This is a genomic window from Methylobacterium sp. HMF5984 (assembly GCF_045033435.1).
Lineage (GTDB): Bacteria > Pseudomonadota > Alphaproteobacteria > Rhizobiales > Beijerinckiaceae > Methylobacterium.
In genome coordinates, this window is the sequence record NZ_JBJFLN010000001.1 from 751,493 (window position 1) to 767,631 (window position 16,139).

Annotated in this window: 15 protein-coding genes; 13 read left to right on the top strand and 2 right to left on the bottom strand. The window is 69.9% G+C overall.

Annotation, left to right across the window (positions count from 1 at the left end):
- Positions 1-33 precede the first annotated feature (33 nt).
- Complete coding sequence (locus ACFZ8E_RS03595; protein ID WP_243950209.1) at positions 34-297, bottom strand: hypothetical protein; 264 nt, start codon at positions 295-297, stop codon at positions 34-36.
- Positions 298-568: 271 nt separating this feature from the next.
- On the opposite strand from ACFZ8E_RS03595, the gene lepA reads away from it, so the two are divergent.
- The 11 genes from lepA (at position 569) to eutC (ending at position 12,260) form a co-directional block, all read left to right on the top strand.
- The gene (lepA, locus tag ACFZ8E_RS03600) at positions 569-2,374 is read left to right on the top strand and encodes a translation elongation factor 4 (protein WP_147726221.1); all 1,806 of its coding nucleotides are present in this window, start codon (positions 569-571) and stop codon (positions 2,372-2,374) included.
- 106 nt (positions 2,375-2,480) lie between these two features.
- Entirely contained in the window at positions 2,481-2,774 is a 294-nt protein-coding gene (locus ACFZ8E_RS03605) for a nucleotidyltransferase family protein (RefSeq protein WP_243934410.1), read from the top strand.
- Positions 2,775-2,815: 41 nt separating this feature from the next.
- Entirely contained in the window at positions 2,816-3,121 is a 306-nt protein-coding gene (locus ACFZ8E_RS03610; protein WP_243950204.1) for a DUF86 domain-containing protein, read from the top strand.
- A gap of 133 nt (positions 3,122-3,254) precedes the next feature.
- Entirely contained in the window at positions 3,255-4,988 is a 1,734-nt protein-coding gene (gene poxB, locus ACFZ8E_RS03615) for a ubiquinone-dependent pyruvate dehydrogenase (RefSeq protein ID WP_243934408.1), read from the top strand.
- A 72-nt stretch (positions 4,989-5,060) separates the two neighbouring features.
- Positions 5,061-6,080: an NADP-dependent oxidoreductase gene (locus ACFZ8E_RS03620; RefSeq protein ID WP_405042030.1), complete on the top strand. Its 1,020-nt coding sequence runs from the start codon at positions 5,061-5,063 to the stop codon at positions 6,078-6,080.
- Between the two features lie 62 nt (positions 6,081-6,142).
- The gene (locus ACFZ8E_RS03625) at positions 6,143-6,886 is read left to right on the top strand and encodes a (Fe-S)-binding protein (protein WP_147726217.1); all 744 of its coding nucleotides are present in this window, start codon (positions 6,143-6,145) and stop codon (positions 6,884-6,886) included.
- The gene (locus ACFZ8E_RS03630) at positions 6,883-8,466 is read left to right on the top strand and encodes a lactate utilization protein B (RefSeq protein ID WP_243935873.1); all 1,584 of its coding nucleotides are present in this window, start codon (positions 6,883-6,885) and stop codon (positions 8,464-8,466) included. Before ACFZ8E_RS03625 ends, ACFZ8E_RS03630 begins: the two co-directional genes overlap by 4 nt.
- Entirely contained in the window at positions 8,463-9,077 is a 615-nt protein-coding gene (locus ACFZ8E_RS03635) for a lactate utilization protein C (protein WP_405042031.1), read from the top strand. The genes ACFZ8E_RS03630 and ACFZ8E_RS03635 overlap by 4 nt, the downstream gene beginning before the upstream one ends.
- Before the next feature lie 85 nt (positions 9,078-9,162).
- Positions 9,163-10,023 carry a transglutaminase family protein gene (locus ACFZ8E_RS03640; RefSeq protein ID WP_243934399.1) on the top strand — a complete coding sequence of 287 codons (861 nt, stop codon included), beginning with the start codon at positions 9,163-9,165 and terminating at the stop codon, positions 10,021-10,023.
- 81 nt (positions 10,024-10,104) lie between these two features.
- Positions 10,105-11,487 (top strand): ethanolamine ammonia-lyase subunit EutB, encoded by a 1,383-nt coding sequence (locus ACFZ8E_RS03645; RefSeq protein WP_405042032.1) that lies wholly within the window; start codon positions 10,105-10,107, stop codon positions 11,485-11,487.
- Positions 11,484-12,260 (top strand): ethanolamine ammonia-lyase subunit EutC, encoded by a 777-nt coding sequence (gene eutC, locus ACFZ8E_RS03650; protein WP_405042033.1) that lies wholly within the window; start codon positions 11,484-11,486, stop codon positions 12,258-12,260. The genes ACFZ8E_RS03645 and eutC overlap by 4 nt, the downstream gene beginning before the upstream one ends.
- A 10-nt stretch (positions 12,261-12,270) precedes the next feature.
- On the opposite strand, the gene ACFZ8E_RS03655 is transcribed toward eutC, so the two are convergent.
- The gene (locus ACFZ8E_RS03655; RefSeq protein ID WP_405042034.1) at positions 12,271-12,798 is read right to left on the bottom strand and encodes a hypothetical protein; all 528 of its coding nucleotides are present in this window, start codon (positions 12,796-12,798) and stop codon (positions 12,271-12,273) included.
- A 599-nt stretch (positions 12,799-13,397) separates the two neighbouring features.
- On the opposite strand from ACFZ8E_RS03655, the gene ilvD reads away from it, so the two are divergent.
- Both ilvD and ACFZ8E_RS03665 read left to right on the top strand, forming a co-directional pair.
- A complete protein-coding gene (gene ilvD, locus ACFZ8E_RS03660) occupies positions 13,398-15,128 on the top strand; it encodes a dihydroxy-acid dehydratase (RefSeq protein ID WP_147726211.1) in 1,731 nt (576 codons plus the stop codon).
- Positions 15,115-16,011, top strand: a complete 897-nt coding sequence (locus ACFZ8E_RS03665; RefSeq protein ID WP_147842963.1) for a tetratricopeptide repeat protein — start codon at positions 15,115-15,117, stop codon at positions 16,009-16,011. The genes ilvD and ACFZ8E_RS03665 overlap by 14 nt, the downstream gene beginning before the upstream one ends.
- Positions 16,012-16,139: the final 128 nt, after the last annotated feature.

Here is a 16,139-nt window from a genome sequence, read left to right on the forward strand (position 1 = left end):
ATGCCGCGCGGGCCGACGACGGGGAAAGGGGCCTCAGACCTCTTCGGCGGCCGGCTTTTCCGTCTCGGCCTCGTCGCCGTCCGTCTCGGCGTCCACGGTCTCGGCTTCGGCGGCCTCCGGCTCGGGCTGAGCTTCGGCGCCGGGCGAGGGCCGGGTGCGGCGGCGGCTCCAGCCGGGCGTCGCGCGCGGCGCGCCGCGGGTGACTTCCTCGTTGCCTTCCAGCACGCGCTTCACCCGCGCGTTGAAGTCCGACATCGAGATGCTGGGCGAGCGCCCGTTGGGGGGAGTGCGAGCCATTCGGGGGCCTTCCGCTTCGTAGCCCAAGGCACGGGATTGCGCGGAGGGAAGCTCTCTAGATAGGGCGGAACGTGCGGAAACCGAAGGGCCGAGGCGCGGAGCGCGGCGCTGAGCGGGTCTGCACGCCCTCTTTCGCCCCGCGACGACGCCCGCGCTTGGCGCTCTCCCCCGCGGCTGCTATCCCGCGGGCGACCGACACCGCCTCCTCACATCAGACGGCGCGCAGCGATGGCCCTTCGGCCGGCCGCACGCGCGCCGGAGATCCGCATCGATGACGACTACGCCGATCGACAACATCCGCAACTTCTCGATCGTCGCGCATATCGACCACGGCAAGTCGACGCTCGCCGACCGCCTGATCCAGACGACGGGCACCGTGGCGCTGCGCGACATGAGCGAGCAGATGCTCGACTCGATGGACATCGAGAAGGAGCGCGGCATCACCATCAAGGCGCAGACCGTGCGCCTGGAATACAAGGCCGAGGACGGGAAGAACTACGTCCTCAACCTGATGGACACGCCCGGCCACGTCGACTTCGCCTACGAGGTCTCGCGCTCGCTCGCCGCCTGCGAGGGCTCGCTGCTGGTGGTGGATGCGAGCCAGGGCGTCGAGGCGCAGACGCTGGCCAACGTCTACCAGGCGCTCGACGCCAACCACGAGATCGTCCCGGTCCTCAACAAGATCGACCTGCCGGCCGCCGAGCCGGAGCGCATCCGCGCGCAGATCGAGGAGGTGATCGGCATCGACGCCTCGGAAGCGGTCGCGATCTCGGCCAAGAGCGGTCTCAACATCGAGGCGGTGCTGGAGGCCATCGTCAAGCGCCTGCCGCCGCCCAAGGGCGACCGCGACGCGCCCCTCAAGGCGCTGCTGGTGGACAGCTGGTACGACGTCTACCTCGGCGTCGTCGTGCTGGTGCGCATCGTCGACGGCGTGCTCAAGAAGGGCATGAACATCCGCATGATGCGGGCCGACGCGGTGCACGGCGTCGACAAGATCGGCGTGTTCCGGCCGAAGATGGCCGACATCGGCGAGCTCGGGCCGGGCGAGGTCGGCTTCTTCACCGGCTCGATCAAGGAGGTCGCCGACACCCGCGTCGGCGACACGCTCACGGAGGACAAGCGCCCGTGCAAGGAGATGCTGCCGGGCTTCAAGGACGTGCAGTCGGTGGTGTTCTGCGGGCTGTTCCCCGTCGACGCGGCCGAGTTCGAGACCCTGCGCAGCGCCATGAGCAAGCTCCGGCTCAACGACGCGTCGTTCTCCTACGAGATGGAGACCTCCGCCGCGCTCGGCTTCGGCTTCCGCTGCGGCTTCCTCGGGCTCCTGCACCTCGAGATCATCCAGGAGCGCCTGGAACGCGAGTTCAACCTCGACCTGATCTCGACCGCGCCCTCCGTCGTCTACCACCTTCAGATGACCGACGGCACGGTGAAGGAGCTGCACAACCCGGCCGACATGCCGGACGTGATGAAGATCACGGCGATCGAGGAGCCGTGGATCCGCGCCACCATCCTCACGCCGGACGACTACCTCGGCGGCGTGCTCAAGCTGTGCCAGGACCGCCGCGGCACGCAGGTCGACCTCAACTACGTGGGCAAGCGTGCCATGGTCGTCTACGACCTGCCGCTGAACGAGGTGGTGTTCGACTTCTACGACCGCCTCAAGTCGATCTCGAAGGGCTACGCGTCGTTCGACTACCACATCTCCGACTATCGCGAGGGCGACCTCGTCAAGATGTCGATCCTCGTCAACGCCGAGCCGGTCGACGCCCTCTCGATGCTGGTCCACCGCTCCCGCGCCGAGCATCGCGGCCGCGCCATGTGCGAGAAGCTGAAGGACCTGATCCCGCGCCACCTGTTCCAGATCCCGGTCCAGGCGGCGCTCGGCGGCAAGATCATCGCCCGCGAGACGATCAAGGCGCTGTCCAAGGACGTGACCGCCAAGTGCTACGGCGGCGACATCTCGCGCAAGCGCAAGCTCCTGGACAAGCAGAAGGAAGGCAAGAAGAAGATGCGCCAGTTCGGGCGCGTCGAGATCCCGCAGGAGGCGTTCATCGCCGCGCTGAAGATGGACGATTGAGCTTTTCGGCGCCCTGGGGTTCACTGGGCCGTGTGACGGAATCGGTGCGGCGACCCACGCGCTGTACCGGCGGCGCGGCCTTCGTGCCGGGTGACGGTGATACGCGATGCAGCGCAGCGAAGTGATCGCCAGACTGACTGAGCGGGCGGGGCATCTTCAGGAGGCCGGCATACTCGCGCTCTACCTTTTCGGCTCCGTCGCCCGTGACGAGGCCGGCCTCGACAGCGACGTCGACCTGTTCGTCGACCCGCAATACGAACGGTTCGGCTTCGTCGAATTGTTCAGGACGGAGGCCTACCTGGCTCAAGCCCTCGGCTGCCGGGTCGACCTGACGACGCGGGAAGGGCTGCATCCTCAATTGCGGGCCGAGATCGAACGCGAGGCCATCCAGGTCCTGTGATGAAGCGGTCGGCGATTGCGCGCCTCACGGACATCCTGACGATGATCGACGCGGCGGCGGACATCGTCGCGGGACGAACGTTGGCCGATTATCGCATGGACTTGGTGATGCGCCTCGCCGTCGAACGATGTGTCGAGATCGTATCGGAAGCGAGCCGGCACGTGCCGCCGGATGCGAAGACACGCTTTCCGTCCGTACCGTGGTCCGAGATCGCAGCCGTCGGCAACAAGCTTCGGCACGAGTACAATCGCATCGACGACCTCATCCTTTGGAAGATCGCGACGGTGTCGCTTCCCAAGCTTCGCCCGATCATCGCGGCGATCCTGAGCGAGGCGTCGGCTGGCTGAGCGGCGCTGCGCGCGACGCCCGCCATCGGCGCGACGTCGTGGCGAACGTGGCATCCGTCACCGGCCCCGATCCACGAGCCGGAACCGCGCTGCACCGCAAAAGGTTCGCCCTCCGAAAACCGGAGCCGAACCGATGCGGATCACCACCGTCGCCGACCACGTCGTCGAGACCCTGCAGGAGGCCGGCGTCCGGCGCATCTACGGGGTCGTCGGCGACAGCCTGAACGCGATCACCGAGGCGATCCGGGCCCGCGGCGTGATCGCGTGGATCCACGTCCGCCACGAGGAATCCGGGGCCTTCGCCGCCGGCGCCGAGAGCCAGATCACCGGCGAGCTCGCGGTCTGCGCCGGCTCGTGCGGCCCCGGCCACGTCCACCTCATCAACGGCCTCTACGATTGCCACCGCTCGCGCACGCCCGTCCTGGCGATCGTGGCGCACATCCCGTCGGCCGAGATTGGCTCGGGCTACTTCCAGGAGACGCACCCGACCGAGCTGTTCCGCGGCTGCAGCCACTACTGCGAGCAGGTCTCCGACCCCGCCCAGCTTCCCTACGTGCTGGAGAACGCGATGCGCGCCGCGATCGGGCAGCGCGGCGTCGCGGTCGTCGTCATTCCCGGCGACGTCGCGCTCAAGGACGCGCCGGCCCGCGCGGTCGCGACGAAGGCCGGCCTCGTGCCCCCGAAGCCCGTGGTGCGGCCGGCCGAGGCCGACCTGGACGCGCTCGCTGCGCTCCTCAACGGCGCGAAGAAGATCACGCTGCTCTGCGGCCGGGGCTGCGCGGGCGCGCATGCCGAGCTGCTGCAGCTGGCCGAGGCCCTGAAGAGCCCGATCGTCCACGCGCTCGGCGGCAAGGAATACGTCGAGTACGACAACCCCTACGACGTCGGCATGACCGGGCTGATCGGGTTCTCGTCCGGCTACGCGGCCATGCACGGCTGCGAGACCCTGTTGATGCTCGGCACCGGCTTTCCCTACAAGCAGTTCTACCCGGCCGACGCGAAGGTGGCGCAGGTGGATCTGCGCCCGGAGGAGCTCGGGCGCCGCTGCCGGCTCGACCTCGGCCTCGTCGGCGACGTCGGCGCCACGATCCAGGCGCTGCTGCCGAAGCTCGCGGTCAAGACCGACCGCGCCTGGCTCGACGGCAGCCTCAAGCACTACGCCAAGGCGCGCGCCGGCCTCGACGAGCTGGCGGAGGGCAAGCCCGGGCGCAAGCCGATCCACCCGCAGCACCTCACGCGGCTCCTGAGCGAGGCGGCCGCCGACGACGCGGTGTTCACCGCCGACGTCGGCACCCCGACGATCTGGGCGGCGCGCTACCTCAAGATGAACGGCCGGCGCCGGCTCATCGGCTCCTGGGTGCACGGCTCGATGGCCAACGCCATGGTGCAGGGCATCGGCGTCCAGGCGGCGGCCCCGCGGCGCGAGGTGATCGCGCTGTGCGGCGACGGCGGCTTCAGCATGCTGATGGGCGACTTCCTGACGCTGCGCCAGCATCGGCTGCCGCTGAAGGTGGTGGTGTTCAACAACGGCTCGCTCGGCTTCGTCGAGATGGAGATGAAGGCCGCGGGCTACCTCGAGACCGGCGTCGCGCTGGACAACCCCGACTTCGCCGCGATGTCGCGGGCGGCCGGCATCTTCGCGATCCGCGTCGAGGATCCGGGCGAGCTGGAAGGCGCGATCCGCGAGTTCCTGGCCTTCGACGGCCCGTCGCTGCTCGACGTGGCGGTGGCGCGCAACGAGCTGTCGATCCCGCCCAAGATCGATGGGCAGCAGGTCAAGGGCTTCAGCCTCTACATGCTGCGCGCGGTGATGAGCGGACGCGGTGACGCGGTCCTCGACCTCGCCAAGACCAACCTGATTCGATAGACCGGATTGAAATCGTTCCAGGGCGCGCCGCGGCGCGCGCATGGCGCGTTCGAGACATACGGGAGGGCGCGCATGGCCCGGCAGCGGAACATCTGGCGCCTCGCGCGCCGCCCCGTCGGCACGATCGCCGAGGGCGACCTCGCCTACGGCTCGGAGGCGCTGCCCGAGCTGCAGCCCGGGCAGTTCCTGCTGCAGGTCCTGTACCTGTCGCTCGATCCGACGAACCGGATCTGGATGAGCGACGCCGAGCAGTACATGCCGCCGGTCGGCCTCGGCGAGCCAATGCGGGGCCTCGTCGCCGGCCGGGTGGTCGAGAGCCGGAAGGACGGGGTCGAGGTCGGCGCGCTCTATGCCGGGATGGGCGCCTGGGCCGACCACATGGTCACCGACGGCCAGGGCCTGCAGCCCCTGGCCCTGCCGCCGGGCGTGCCGCTCTCGGTGGGCTTCGGCGTGTTCGGCCTCGTCGGCCCGACGGCGTATTTCGGCCTGCTCGACATCGGCCGCCCCAAGGCCGGCGAGACCCTGGTGGTCTCGGCCGCCGCCGGCGGCGTCGGCCAGATCGTCGGGCAGATCGGCAAGATCAAGGGCTGCCGGGTGATCGGCATCGCCGGCGGCCCGGACAAGTGCCGGTTCGTCGTCGACGAGCTCGGGTTCGACGCGGCGATCGACTACCGCAGCGAGGATGTCGGCGCCCGCCTCGACGCGCTGGCGCCCGACGGCGTCGACATCAACTTCGAGCAGGTCGGCGGGGCGGTCTCAGACGCGGTGTTCGCCCGGATGCGCCTGTTCGGGCGGATGCCGCTGTGCGGCCTGATCGCCTCCTACAACGACACCGCGGAGCGCCCGGGGCCGGCAGCGTCCGCGGCGTGGCGGCAGATGCTGATGCGCAGGCTCACGGTGCAGGGCTTCATCGTCACCGACTACGCCGCGCGCTGGGACGAGGCGGTGCAGGCGCTCGGCGGCTGGATGGCGGAAGGCCGGATCAAGACCCGGCAGGACGTCCGGCCGGGCCTCGCGCGGGCGCTCGAGCACCTCGACAGCCTCTACACCGGCGGCAACTTCGGCAAGCTGCTGGTCGAGGTCGGCGCCTGAGGGCGTCGGCGAACGGCCGACGCGGACGGCCGGGGGAATCGGCCGAGGAAGATGGCAGGAACATGCGGATCGGACTGTTCGTCCCCTGTTACGTCGACGCCTTCGAGCCGGAGGTCGGCATCGCCACGCTCGAACTGCTGGAGCGCCTCGGGCTCGATGTGGCGTACCCGTTCGACCAGACCTGCTGCGGCCAGCCGATGACCAACACCGGCTGCCACGCGGAGGCCGCCGCCACGGAAGCCCTGTTCGTCAAGAACTTCGCCCCGTTCGATTACGTCGTCGCGCCCTCGGGCAGCTGCGTGCACCAGGTCCGCGAGCACCTCACCGCGATCCCGCAGACGGAGGAGGTGGTCGGCGTGCGGCGCAAGACCTTCGAGCTGGTCGAGTTCCTGCACGACGTGCTGAAGATCGAGGAATTCCCCTGGGCGTCGTTCCCGCACAAGGTCGCCTACCACTCGAACTGCAATGCCCTGCGCGGCATCCACCACGCCCGGCCCTCCGAGATCGTCGCGCCGCCCTACTCGAAGCCGCTCGACCTGCTCTCCAAGGTGAAGGGCATCGAGATCGTGTCGCTGACGCGGCCCGACGAGTGCTGCGGCTTCGGCGGCACCTTCTCGGTGTTCGAGCCGGCGGTCTCCGCCAAGATGGGCTACGACAAGGTGACCGATCAGGCGCGCGCCGGGGCGGCCTACGTCGTCTCGGCCGATTCCTCGTGCATGATGCACCAGAAGGGCTGCGCCGAGCGCCTCGGCGTGCCGCTGAAGTACATCCACATCGCGCAGGTCCTCAACGGAGCCGCCGCATGAGCATCGAAGATCTCACGCCCCGCGAGACCGGCGGCATGATCCATCCCGAGGTCCGCGCGCCCGTCGACGAGAGCGAGCGCCACCAGGACGGCGGCCGCCTCCAGCACGCCGAGGCGGCCTCGAAGCCGATCGCCGCGCCGAAGACGCGCGAGCCGCAGCCGCGCGGGGCCAAGATCCGCGGCAACCGGCCGATCGACCAGGGCGAGGCCGCCGAGCGCTTCCTCGCCGCGCCGCTGCATCAGGCGGCGCACGACGAGCGCCTGTGGGACCTGCGCAAGAAGCGCGACGTCTCGGCCCACGGCATCCCCGAATGGGAGGAGCTTCGCGAGATCGCCTCGAACATCAAGGCGCACACGCTGAGCCGCCTCGATACCTATCTCGAGCAGTTCGAGGCGGCGGCGAAGGCCAACGGCGTCCACGTCCACTGGGCCGCGGACGGGGCCGACCACAACCGCATCGTGCTCGAGATCCTCCGCAGCCACGGCGCGAGGACGCTGGTGAAGTCGAAGTCGATGCTCACCGAGGAGTGCGGCTTCCGGCACCACATGGCGGCCAGCGGGATCGAGATCATCGAGACCGATCTCGGCGAGCGCATCCAGCAGCTCGACAACGAGGAGCCGAGCCACATCGTGGCGCCGGCCGTCCACAAGACCCGGATGGACGTCGCCGAGGTCTTCGCGAAGACGCTGGGCACCGACCCGGACAACGACGACGCCCACTACCTTGCCGAGAGCCAGCGCGAGACCACGCGCCCCTACATCCTCAACGCCGATGCCGGGATGACCGGCTGCAACTTCGCCATCGCCGAGACCGGCACGGTCGTCACCTGCACCAACGAGGGCAACGCCGACCTCTCCGGCAACGTGCCGCCGCTGCAGATCCACTCGATCGGCATCGAGAAGATCATCCCGCGCATCGAGGACCTCGGCGTCTTCATCCGCCTGCTGTCGCGCTCGGCGCTCGGCTCGCCGATCACCCAGTACACCTCGCATTTCCGCGGGCCGCGGCCGGGCACCGAGATGCACTACGTGCTGGTCGACAACGGCCGCTCCGAGCGCCTCGGCATGGAGGAGTTCTGGACCTCGCTGAAATGCATCCGCTGCGGCGCCTGCATGAACACCTGCCCGGTCTACCGCCGCTCGGGCGGGCTCTCCTACGGGGCGACCTATGCCGGGCCGATAGGCCTGATCATCGACCCGACCTTCAACAAGCGGAAATACTCGACGCTGCCGTTCTCCTCGACGATGAACGGCTCCTGCACCAACGTCTGCCCGGTGAAGATCAACATCCACGAGCAGATCTTCGCCTGGCGCAAGGTGCTGGCCGAGGAGCACCAGATCCCGCTCCTGAAGCAGGGCATGATGAAGGCGGCCGGCGCCGTGCTGAGCCGCCCGGCCGCCTACCGCGCGGCGATCGGCACGGCGGATTCGGCGCTGCGCGCGCTGCCGCGCTTCGCCGTCTACAACCCGCTCAACACCTGGGGGAAGAAGCGCGAGATGCCCGACGCCCCGAAGCAGAGCTTCCACGCCTGGTACAAGCAGAACCGCATGGCCGGCGCGGCGAAGAAGGACGTGTCGTGAGCGCCGGCACCCGCGCGGCGACGCTGGCCGCGATCCGCCGGAACCGGCCGGCCGGCGACCACCCGCTGCCGCAGGTCCCGGTCTTCGCCCCGCTGGTCGCCGACGACCACGTCGCGGCCTTCACCGAGGCGCTGAAGCGCATGGGCGGGCGCGTGGTCGAGGCCGGCCCCGCCGGCGATCCGCTCGGCCACGTGCGCGAGCGCCTGGACGCGGCGAAGGTCGTCGCCTCCGCCGTGCCGGAACATGCCGGCAACCGCGACCTCTCCGCCGTCACCCGGCCGCAGGCGGTCGACGACGTCGACGTCGCGATCGTGCGCGCCCGCTTCGGCATCGCCGAGACCGGATCGGTGCTGTTCACCGAGGCCGAGCTGGTGGTGAATGCGGTGGCCTACCTCGCCCAGCACCTCGTGGTGCTGCTCGACCCTGCCGACATCGTCGTCAACGTCCAGGCGGCCTACAAGCGGCCGGACTTCGCCGGGGCGGCCTACGCCGTCCTGCACACCGGCCCCTCCGCCACCGCCGACATCGAGGGCGTATTGATCCACGGGGCGCAGGGCGTGCGCTCGCTGACCGTCGTCCTGTTGCCGCGCGGCGACGTTCGGACCGCCTGATCGATCGCGCCGTCGAGCTCGGGGAACCTCGGAACGGGCGTGCTCCTTGCTTGGGCTAGACCCTCGGCAACGCTACGGAGGCCCGATGCGCTACACTCTCGGCTGCAGCCTGTCCTACAACATCCTTTCGGACACGACCTTCATCTTCAACCTGGAGGTCGCGCGCCTGCGAAGCCTTGAGATTCTCAGCGAATCCCTCGTGCTGACGCCGAACCTGAAGCGCGACATCTACACGACGCCCGATCTGCTCAACCGTTACCTCGGCGTCAACGTGCCGATGGGCCAGTTCGCGCTGGAATACAACGCCGAGGTCGAGCTCACCGTCCACCGGGCCGACCCGGCGACGATCAACGAGACGCCGATCTCGGCGCTGCCGCTCGACATCCTGCCGTTCCTGCTGCCGAGCCGCTTCGTCTCGTCCGATCGGCTGACGCCGTTCGCCCAGGCCGAGTTCGGCGCGCTGCCGAAGGGGCATCAACGGGTCAACCAGATCTGCAACTGGATCCACGACCACATGACCTACAAGCCGGGCACCAGCGACGGCGAGACCACCGCCGACGAGAGCCTGCTCAAGCGCGCGGGCGTGTGCCGCGACTTCGCGCATATCGGCACCGCCTTCTGCCGCGCGCTGGGCATCCCCGCCCGCTTCGTGTCCTGCTACGCGCACGGCCTGGTGCCGAGCGACTTCCACGCGGTGTTCGAGGCCTATCTCGACGGGCGCTGGTGGCTGTTCGACGCGACCCGCCAGGCCGATCTCGACGGCCTGGTGCGCATCGGCGTCGGCCGGGATGCCGCCGAGATCGCGTTCTCGACGCCCTACGGCAACATGCAGCCGGTCAACCAGCAGATCCGCATCACGCGCTCGGACGGCCTCGGCAGCCCGCCCCAGCGCACGGTCGACGCGATCTCGACGGAGGTGCCGGCGCCGCATGCGGGCGCGGCGTAGGGTTCGCCATCGAACACGGAGGGCATATGCTTCTCTTTCCCTCGCGGAGAGGGCCTGCCGCTGGTTCGATAAAGGACTCCCATGGCCTACCGCCACGTCGTCGGCCCGCGCAGCTGGGCGTTCGCCGACCTTGCCGAGCTGATGGCGAAGGCGACGCCGGTCCGCTCCGGCGACCGGCTCGCGGGGCTCGCCGCGGAATCGGCGGAGGAGGGGTCGGCCGCGCGCTGGTGCCTCGCCGACGTGCCGCTGCGCGAGATCCTGGCCAAGCCCCTGATCGCCTACGAGGACGACGACGTCACCCGGCTGATCCTCGACGGCCACGATGCGGCGGCGTTCTCCGAGATCGCGCACCTCACCGTCGGCGACTTTCGCGAATTCCTGCTCGTCGCGACCAGCGAGACGCTGGCGCGGATCGCGCCCGGGATCACGCCGGAGATGGCGGCGGCGGTCTCGAAGATCTCGCGCAACCAGGACCTGATCCTGATCGCCCGGAAGTGCCGGGTGGTGACCCGGTTCCGCAACACCATCGGCCTGCCCGGCACGATGGCCGTGCGGCTGCAGCCGAACCACCCGACCGACGATCCCGCCGGGATCACGGCGGCGATCCTCGACGGGTTGTCCTACGGCTGCGGCGACGCGGTGATCGGCATCAACCCGGCCTCGGACTCGGTGGCCGCGCTGGGCAAGCTCCTCCACCTCCTCGACGCGATCATCCAGCGCCATGCGATCCCGACGCAGGGCTGCGTGCTGACCCACGTCACCACCACCCTTGAGGCGATGAACCGTGGGCTGCCGGTCGACCTCGTGTTCCAGTCGATCGCCGGCACGCAGGGCGCCAATGCCGGGTTCGGCGTCACGCTGGCGATCCTGAAGGAGGCGCACGAGGCGATGCTGGCGCTGAAGCGCGGGACGGTCGGCGACAACGGCATGTACTTCGAGACCGGGCAGGGCTCGGCGCTGTCCGCGAACGCCCATCACGGCATCGACCAGCAGACGCTGGAGGCGCGGGCCTACGCGGTGGCGCGCCCGTTCCGGCCGCTTCTCGTCAACACCGTCGTCGGCTTCATCGGGCCGGAATACCTCTACGACGGCAAGGAGATCATCCGCGCCGGGCTCGAGGACCACTTCTGCGGCAAGCTGATGGGCGTCCCGCTCGGCGTGGACGTCTGCTACACCAACCACGCCGAGGCCGACCAGAACGACATGGACGTGCTGCTGACGCTGCTGGGGGCGGCCGGCTGCACCTACGTGATGGGCGTGCCCGGCGCCGACGACGTGATGCTGAACTACCAATCCACCTCGTTCCACGACTCCCTCTACGTCCGCGAGGTTCTGGGCCTCAAGCGCGCCCCCGAGTTCGAGGCGTGGCTGCACGCCCTCGGGATGACGGACGATCACGGCACGCTGCTGCCCGCCGAGCCGGGATCGCCGCTGCTCGCCGACGCTTCAGGGCTCGCCGCATGAGCGAGGACGCGAAGGTCTGGGCGCGGCTCGCCGGGCTGACGCCCGCCCGGATCGGCCTCGGGCGGGCCGGGAGCGGCCTGCCGACCCGCGAGGTCCTGCGCTTCGGCCTCGCCCACGCCCAGGCCCGCGACGCCGTGCACGCGCCGATGGATGCCGATGCGATCGCACGGGCGATCGCGGCGTTGGGTTTCGCGACGCTCCGGGTCGCCTCGCGGGCGGCCGACCGCGCGACCTACCTGCGCCGGCCCGACCTCGGGCGCGCCTTGGCGGAGGAGGGCCGCCAGGCCCTCGAAGAGGCCGCCGGCGATCCGGTCGATCTCGCGATCGTCGTCGCCGACGGGTTGTCGGCCCGTGCCGTGCACGAGGGCGCGGCCGGTTTCCTTGCGGCCTTCAAGCCGCATGCCGACCGGGCCGGCTGGCGGCTCGCGCCGGTGGTCGTCGCAACGCAGGCCCGCGTCGCGCTCGGCGACGCCGTCGGGAGCGCCCTCAAGGCCCGCGCGGTGGCGGTGCTGATCGGCGAGCGTCCCGGCCTGTCCTCGCCCGACAGCCTCGGGATCTACCTCACCTTCGCGCCGCGCCCCGGCCGCTCGGACGCCGAGCGCAACTGCATCTCGAACGTCCGCCCCGCCGGGCTCTCGCACCCGCTCGCCGTGTTCAAGCTCGACTGGCTCCTGACCCAGGCCTTCGCCCGCGGGCTGACCGGCGTGTCCCTGAAGGACGAGAGCGACGCCGCGCTCGCCGCGGCTCAAGAAGCGAACATGATCGACGTGTAAGCGATACCCGTCAGGCGGTTGCATCCAGCAGGCAAAGGGCAAGATCCGCCGCTTCTGCGACTTCAGCGTTCTCGGAGGTCAATAAGGCCGCCAACGCGGCTTTCGCCGATCGGTACGTTTCCTCGTCGGCGCAATCGACGCGGCCAAGCTCGAAGAAGATCAGCGTTTCGGCACGCGCTTCGTACGATCCCTTCGCGATCAGCCGAGCGGCCAAGTCAAGCGGCAGGGTGCCGCCCAGCTCGCTGAGAGCGAACAGAAGCGTTCCCGCTTCTCCGGCGACCCGTTCGTCCCGCAAGGTCGTGACGATGGGCTCGGACATCTCCGCAAGACCGCAGTCCGCCAGCGCCAACGCAGCCGTATTCCGCACGCGGCGGGATCGTGTGGACTGCAGGATCTCCGCCACGTCCCTCAAGGCGTCGGGGGAGGGCGCGTGGCCCTTCAGGTCTTCGAGCGTGGCTACCAAGGCTTCCTCATCACCGGAGCCTGCGGCATCCGCGACGGAAGACTGCCGGGGCAGAACGAGCGTGTTTGAGACCATGCGTTACGACCGCTCCTTCGGCGGATGTGAACTGGCCCAGTCCGCGTAAGTATCCTCCGCCTCCCGCCGCGTCGTCAAATCGCCGAGCCCAGCCCTCGCTTTTTCGCGGTGCCACCATCGTCGAAACTCGTCGAACCGTGGTCGGCTTCGCAAGCCGAACCAGGGATCGCGGGTGAACATCCGCCCTCCGCGCAAGGGTCGTCTTTCGTCTTCGGCCATGGCTCGCACAGATGCGTCGTCAATGTGAGCATACGCAGTGCCGACCGCTCACGTGTCCAGAACGATCACCGGCCCGCACGTCTGAATATCTGGGCGCCGAGCAAGCCAAACGCGGCTGTGGCGGGGTCGCAACACCGCGAAAGCATCCCGGGTTTGCCCCGAGACCTGCCTTCAACCGCCGCGATCCCGCCATAAACCGGGACCACCTCAGCATCCGCGGTAAACGGCTTTTCCCCCAACCGGTTACCGCTCGGTTGCGAGCGATTCCAAGAGCGTGGTCGAGCCTCCTCGCGCAACGTCGGTCGACGCTGCGGGACGGTCGTTCGCACCCCGCCGGGGATCGGCCGATGCGTAGCGGACCCGGGGGTGCGGGACAGGTCATGGACGCGCCTACGAACGACAAGTCGAAGCTGCCGAGCCGCCACGTCACGGAGGGGGCCGACCGCGCGCCGCACCGCTCGTATCTCTATGCGATGGGCCTGACCAAGCAGCAGATCCACCAGCCGCTCGTCGGCGTGGCGTCGTGCTGGAACGAGGCCGCCCCGTGCAACATCTCGCTGATGCGCCAGGCGCAGGCGGTGAAGAAGGGCGTCGCGGCCGCCCACGGCACCCCGCGCGAGTTCTGCACCATCACCGTCACCGACGGCATCGCCATGGGGCACGCCGGCATGCGCGCCTCGCTGCCGTCGCGCGAGGTCATCGCCGATTCCGTCGAGCTGACCATGCGCGGCCACGCCTACGACGCCCTGGTCGGCCTCGCCGGCTGCGACAAGTCGCTGCCGGGCATGATGATGGCGATGGTGCGTCTCAACGTGCCGTCGATCTTCATCTACGGCGGCTCGATCCTGCCGGGCTCGTTCCGCGGCCGCCCGGTCACCGTGCAGGACCTGTTCGAGGCGGTCGGCAAGGTCGCCGTCGGCGACATGAGCCTCGACGACCTCGACGAGCTCGAGCAGGTCGCCTGCCCCTCGGCCGGCGCCTGCGGCGCGCAGTTCACCGCCAACACCATGGCCACCGTTTCCGAGGCGATCGGCCTTGCGCTGCCCTACTCGGCCGGCGCGCCGGCGCCTTACGAGATCCGCGACCAGTTCTGCGCCACCGCCGGCGAGAAGGTGATGGAGCTGCTGGCCAAGAACATCCGCCCGCGCGACATCGTCACCCGCAAGTCCCTGGAGAACGCCGCCGCCGCGGTGGCGGCCTCGGGCGGCTCGACCAACGCCGCGCTCCACCTGCCGGCGATCGCGCACGAGTGCGGGATCAAGTTCGACCTGTTCGACGTCGCCGAGATCTTCCGGCGCACGCCCTACGTCGCCGACCTGAAGCCGGGCGGCCGCTACGTCGCCAAGGACATGTTCGAGGTCGGCGGCATCCCGCTCCTGATCAAGACCCTGCTCGACCACGGCTTCATCCACGGCGACTGCATGACGGTGACCGGCCGCACCATCGCCGAGAACATGGAGCACGTCCGCTGGAACCCGGACCAGGACGTGGTCCGCTCGGCCGGCAGCCCGATCACCCCGACCGGCGGCGTCGTCGGCCTCAAGGGCAACCTCGCCACCGAGGGCGCGATCGTGAAGGTCGCCGGCATGCCGCTGGACAAGCAGGTCTTCACCGGCCCGGCGCGGGTGTTCGACGGCGAGGAGGCCTGCTTCGAGGCCGTCCAGAAGCGCACCTACAAGGAGGGCGAGGTCCTGGTGATCCGCTACGAGGGCCCGAAGGGCGGCCCCGGCATGCGCGAGATGCTGTCCACCACCGCCGCGCTCTACGGCCAGGGCATGGGCGACAAGGTCGCCCTCATCACCGACGGGCGCTTCTCCGGCGCCACCCGCGGCTTCTGCGTCGGCCATGTCGGGCCCGAGGCGGCGGTGGGCGGGCCGATCGGCCTGCTGCGCGACGGCGACATGATCACGCTCGACGCGATTAAGGGCACCCTCGACGTGGCGCTCTCCGACGCCGAGCTCGACGCGCGCCGCAAGGCGTGGACGCCGCGGACCAATTCCGCGACCTCCGGCTACCTCTGGAAGTACGCGCAGACCGTCGGACCCGCCGTGAACGGCGCCGTGACCCATCCGGGCGGCGCCGAGGAGATCCAGAGCTATGCGGACGTCTAGGACCGACCGCGACCGGCCGGACCGGGCCGATCCCCGTCGGTCCCGCGGCGGGCTGAACGTGCACCTGCGCGGCCTCGCGCTCGCCGCGACGGCGGTCGCGACCCTGCTCGCCGGCACGCCGGCGACGGAGGCGCTCGACGCCAGCGTCCGTACGCCCGTGCCGGAGAAGAGCTACCGCAGCGCCAAGGACGCGCTGCGGGCCGGCGTGCGCGAGTACAATGCCGGCGACAAGGAGGGCGCGGCCCGCGCGCTCGAATACGCCGCCGACCAGGGCCACGCGCTCGCCCTGTGGAAGCTCGGCCGGATGTACGCCGAGGGCGACGGTGTCCCGCACGACGACCTGAAGGCGTTCGAGTTCTTTTCGCGGATCGCCGATTCCGGCACCGACGACGGGCCCGACGCGCAGACCTCGGCGGTGACGGCGAGCGCCTTCACCGCGCTCGGCAGCTACTTCCTCGACGGGATCAAGGGCACCTACGTGCGCCCGAACCCCGAGCGGGCCTACGACATGTTCAACTACGCGGCGTCGTATTTCGGCGACCCGAACGCGCAGTACAACCTCGCCCGCCTCTACCTCGACGGCACCGGCGTCGAGGCCGACGCGCGCCAGGCCGCGCGCTGGTTCAACCTCGCCGCCGAGAAGGGCCACCACCCGGCCCAGGCGCTCTTGGGCGACATGCTGATGAACGGCATGGGCGGCGTGCCGGTGCAGCGCGCCCGCGGCCTGATGTGGCTCTCGCTGGCCCGCGAGGGCGTCGAGGGGCGCAAGGACGCGTGGATCGTCGCGCTCTACGAGAAGAACTGGGCGGCGGCCAGCGACGAGGACCGCGCCGAGGCGCAGGCCCAGGTGCAGACGGTGGGCTCGATCAAGCGCCGCCGCTGAACCCGGGCGGGCACGACGGCCCGGCCGGGGCGATGTCATATCCCGCGACGCGAATCGAACCCGGCACGGGTTCCTCCCTCCCCCGCCGAGGGGGGAGGGAGACGCGCTGAACCGAGTTCATCAGAAAC

Coding starts and splice junctions, on each gene's coding strand:
- ilvD (WP_147726211.1), top strand. CDS start 13,398: ATGGACGCGCCTACGAACGACAAGTCGAAGCTGCCGAGCCGCCACGTC.
- ACFZ8E_RS03605 (WP_243934410.1), top strand. CDS start 2,481: ATGCAGCGCAGCGAAGTGATCGCCAGACTGACTGAGCGGGCGGGGCAT.
- ACFZ8E_RS03630 (WP_243935873.1), top strand. CDS start 6,883: ATGAGCATCGAAGATCTCACGCCCCGCGAGACCGGCGGCATGATCCAT.
- lepA (WP_147726221.1), top strand. CDS start 569: ATGACGACTACGCCGATCGACAACATCCGCAACTTCTCGATCGTCGCG.
- ACFZ8E_RS03610 (WP_243950204.1), top strand. CDS start 2,816: ATGATCGACGCGGCGGCGGACATCGTCGCGGGACGAACGTTGGCCGAT.
- ACFZ8E_RS03640 (WP_243934399.1), top strand. CDS start 9,163: ATGCGCTACACTCTCGGCTGCAGCCTGTCCTACAACATCCTTTCGGAC.
- ACFZ8E_RS03645 (WP_405042032.1), top strand. CDS start 10,105: ATGGCCTACCGCCACGTCGTCGGCCCGCGCAGCTGGGCGTTCGCCGAC.
- ACFZ8E_RS03625 (WP_147726217.1), top strand. CDS start 6,143: ATGCGGATCGGACTGTTCGTCCCCTGTTACGTCGACGCCTTCGAGCCG.
- ACFZ8E_RS03655 (WP_405042034.1), bottom strand. CDS start 12,798: ATGGTCTCAAACACGCTCGTTCTGCCCCGGCAGTCTTCCGTCGCGGAT.
- eutC (WP_405042033.1), top strand. CDS start 11,484: ATGAGCGAGGACGCGAAGGTCTGGGCGCGGCTCGCCGGGCTGACGCCC.
- ACFZ8E_RS03620 (WP_405042030.1), top strand. CDS start 5,061: ATGGCCCGGCAGCGGAACATCTGGCGCCTCGCGCGCCGCCCCGTCGGC.
- ACFZ8E_RS03665 (WP_147842963.1), top strand. CDS start 15,115: ATGCGGACGTCTAGGACCGACCGCGACCGGCCGGACCGGGCCGATCCC.
- ACFZ8E_RS03595 (WP_243950209.1), bottom strand. CDS start 297: ATGGCTCGCACTCCCCCCAACGGGCGCTCGCCCAGCATCTCGATGTCG.
- poxB (WP_243934408.1), top strand. CDS start 3,255: ATGCGGATCACCACCGTCGCCGACCACGTCGTCGAGACCCTGCAGGAG.